This window comes from Streptomyces sp. NPDC050703, from assembly GCF_040654435.1.
Classification (GTDB): domain Bacteria; phylum Actinomycetota; class Actinomycetes; order Streptomycetales; family Streptomycetaceae; genus Streptomyces.
The window spans coordinates 1-3,238 of the sequence record NZ_JBFAHX010000096.1 but is presented as its reverse complement, the minus strand read 5'-3'; the positions used below and the strand labels follow the sequence as shown (position 1 = coordinate 3,238).

At 72.9% G+C, this 3,238-nt stretch carries 1 protein-coding gene; it reads left to right on the top strand.

The window, feature by feature from the left end:
- Nucleotides 1–3,238: type I polyketide synthase (locus tag AB0I16_RS35700; RefSeq protein ID WP_363253844.1), on the top strand; the 3,238-nt coding region annotated here is incomplete at both ends.

Here is a 3,238-nt window from a genome sequence, read left to right as displayed (position 1 = left end):
CCGCGTTCGTGGAGCTCGCGGTGCGCGCGGGCGACCAGGTCGGATGTGATCTGGTCGAGGAGCTGACGCTTGAGGCCCCGCTGGTCCTGCCCGAGAACGATTCGGTACGGGTCCAGGTGTGGGTCGGCGCCGAGGACTCCTCCGGCCGCCGTGAGCTGACCTTCCACTCCAGCACGGACGACACCGACGACGGCCGCGCGTGGACGCGGCATGCCACGGGTGTCCTCGGCGCGGGCGGGCGCTCCGGCGCGACTGCGCTGGGGGAGTGGCCGCCGACGGGTGCGGAGGCCGTCGACCTGGAGGGTCTCTACGCCGGTCTGGCGGAGCTGGGCGCGGAGTACGGCCCGGTGTTCCGGGGCCTGCGGTCGGCCTGGCGCAGGGGCGACGAGGTGTTCGCCGAGGTGGCGCTCCCGGAGGGGGTGAAGGCCGACGGCTTCGGTCTGCATCCGGCGCTGCTGGACGCGGCGCTGCACGCGACCGGGCTCATGGATGGCGAGGCCGAGGGACTGCCGTTCTCGTGGTCGGGTGTGCGGCTGCACGCCTCGGGCGCGACGGCGCTGCGGGTGCGGCTGACGCCCGCGGGGCCGGACGGAGTGTCGCTGGCGGTGGCGGACGGGGCGGGCGCTCCGGTCGCGACCGTGGACTCGCTGGTGCTGCGCCCGGTGTCGTCGGAGCAGTTCGCCGACGGGGGTCGGGACGACGCGCTGTTCGGCGTCGACTGGGTGCCGGTTGCCCTGTCCGCCGGGGACGACGCCCCCACGGTCCAGTGGACCGATCTGGAGGCGCTGGCGGCTTCGGTGGAGCTGCCCGACTACGTTGTTCTGCCGTGCCCGGTCACTGCTGCCTCCGACGTGATCGCCGCCGCGCACGAGGCGGCGCACTGGGCGCTGAACGCGGTGCAGACGTGGCTGTCGGATGAGCGGTTCGCGGCGTCGCGCCTGGTCATCGCCACCAGCGGGGCGATCGCCGCTACGGCCGACGATGACGTACGAGACCTCGCGCAGGCGGCGGTATGGGGCCTGGTGCGCTCTGCCCAGTCGGAGAACCCCGACCGGTTCGTGCTGGTCGACCTCGACGAGGACACGGCGTCGGTGGGGGCGTTGGCGTCGGCGCTGGCCACGGGCGAGCCGCAGATGGCGGTGCGCTCCGGTGACGTACAGGCGCCCCGCCTGGCGAGGGCCCGGACGTCCGAGGCAGACGATTCCGGCTTCGAGTTCGGTGACGGTGCCGTGCTGGTCACGGGTGCGACGGGGACGCTCGGCGGTCTCGTCGCCCGGCACCTGGTCACTGAGCATGGCGTGCGGAACCTGCTCCTGGTGAGCAGGCGCGGTGCTGCCGCCGAGGGTGCCGAGGCTCTGCGCGAGGACTTGGTCGCGTCGGGCGCCGAGGTGGCCTTCGCGGCGTGCGACGTGGCCGACCGTGACGCCGTCGCGGCGTTGCTGGCCGAGCACGAGGTGTCGGCCGTCGTCCACACGGCGGGTGTACTGGATGACGGCACGGTCGGTTCGCTCACCCCCGAGCGGATCGACACCGTCTTCCGGCCCAAGGCCGACGCGGCCTGGCACCTGCACGAACTGACCCGTGACCTGGACCTCTCGGCGTTCGTACTCTTCTCGTCCGCTGCCGGTGTCTTCGGTGGCGCGGGCCAGGGCAACTACGCCGCCGCCAACGCCTTCCTGGACGCCCTCGCCCAGCACCGCCGCGCCGCCGGGCTTGCGGCAACGTCATTGGCGTGGGGCCTGTGGGCAGACGCGGACGGCATGGCGGGCAGCCTCGACGAGGCCGACGTGCGCCGCATCACCAGTGGTGGTGTGATCCCGATCGGCGCGGCGGAGGGCCTGGCGCTGTTCGACGCGGCGGCCTCCACGGGGCGTGCCGCGCTGGTGCCGATTCCGTTGGATCTGTCGGTGCTGCGTCGGCAGGCGCGTTCTCAGCCGGTGCCGCACATGATGCGTGGTCTGGTGCGGGGCACCGCGCGTAGGACGGTCGAGGCAGGCCGTGCCGTCGCGGGCTCTGCGCTGGCGCAGTCGCTGGTGGGTCTGCCGGTCGCGGAGCGGGAGAAGGTGCTGCTGGATCTGGTGCTGGGGCATGTGGCCGTGGTGCTGGGCCACAGTTCGGCGCAGGCCATTGCCGCCGACCGCGCGTTCCGGGAGCTGGGTTTCGACTCGCTCAGCTCGGTGGAGCTGCGCAACCGGCTCAATGCCGCGACGGAGCTGGTGCTGCCGGCGACGCTGGTCTTCGACTATCCGACCCCGGCCGCCCTGGCGGCACACCTCGGTGCCGAGCTGCTGGGCGGGGTGGTCGATGTCGTGGCCGACGACTCGGTGGCGATGGTCGCGGACGAGCCGATCGTGATCGTCGGGATGAGCTGCCGCTTCCCCGGCGGCGTACGCTCCCCGGAAGATCTGTGGCGTCTGGTGTCCGAAGGCGGCGACGCGGTGTCGCCGTTCCCCACGGACCGCGGCTGGGATGTGGACTCGCTCTACGACCCGGACCCCGAGCAGTCCGGCACCACATACACCCGCATGGGTGCCTTCTTGGACGGTGTCGCGGACTTCGACCCGGCATTCTTCGGCATCTCGCCCCGCGAGGCGCTGGCCATGGACCCGCAGCAGCGGCTGCTCCTTGAGACGTCCTGGGAGGCCTTCGAGCGGGCGGGCATCGACCCCGAATCGCTGCGCGGCGGCCGGTCCGGCGTCTTCGTCGGTACGAACGGCCAGGACTACGCGGCACTGCTGATGGCCGCCCAGGAGGAGGTCGAGGGCTACGCCGGCACCGGAGTCTCGGCGAGCGTCATCTCGGGCCGCCTGTCCTACACGTACGGCTTCGAAGGCCCCGCGGTAACGGTGGACACCGCGTGCTCGTCCTCGCTGGTGGCGCTGCACCTGGCAGCGAACGCCCTGCACCAGGGCGACTGCGAGCTGGCGCTGGTCGGTGGCGTGTCCGTGATGTCGACCCCGGGTTCGTTCATCGAGTTCAGCCGGCAGCGCGGCCTCGCGGCTGACGGCCGCGTCAAGGCGTTCGCCGACGCCGCCGACGGCACCGGCTGGGGCGAGGGCGTCGGCATGCTGCTCGTCGAGCGCCTCTCCGACGCCCGCCGCAACGGCCATCAGATCCTCGCGGTGGTGCGCGGTTCGGCGGTGAACCAGGACGGCGCGTCCAACGGCCTGACCGCGCCGAACGGTCCCTCGCAGCAGCGCGTCATCCGCCAGGCCCTGGCGAGCGCGGGGCTGGCCCC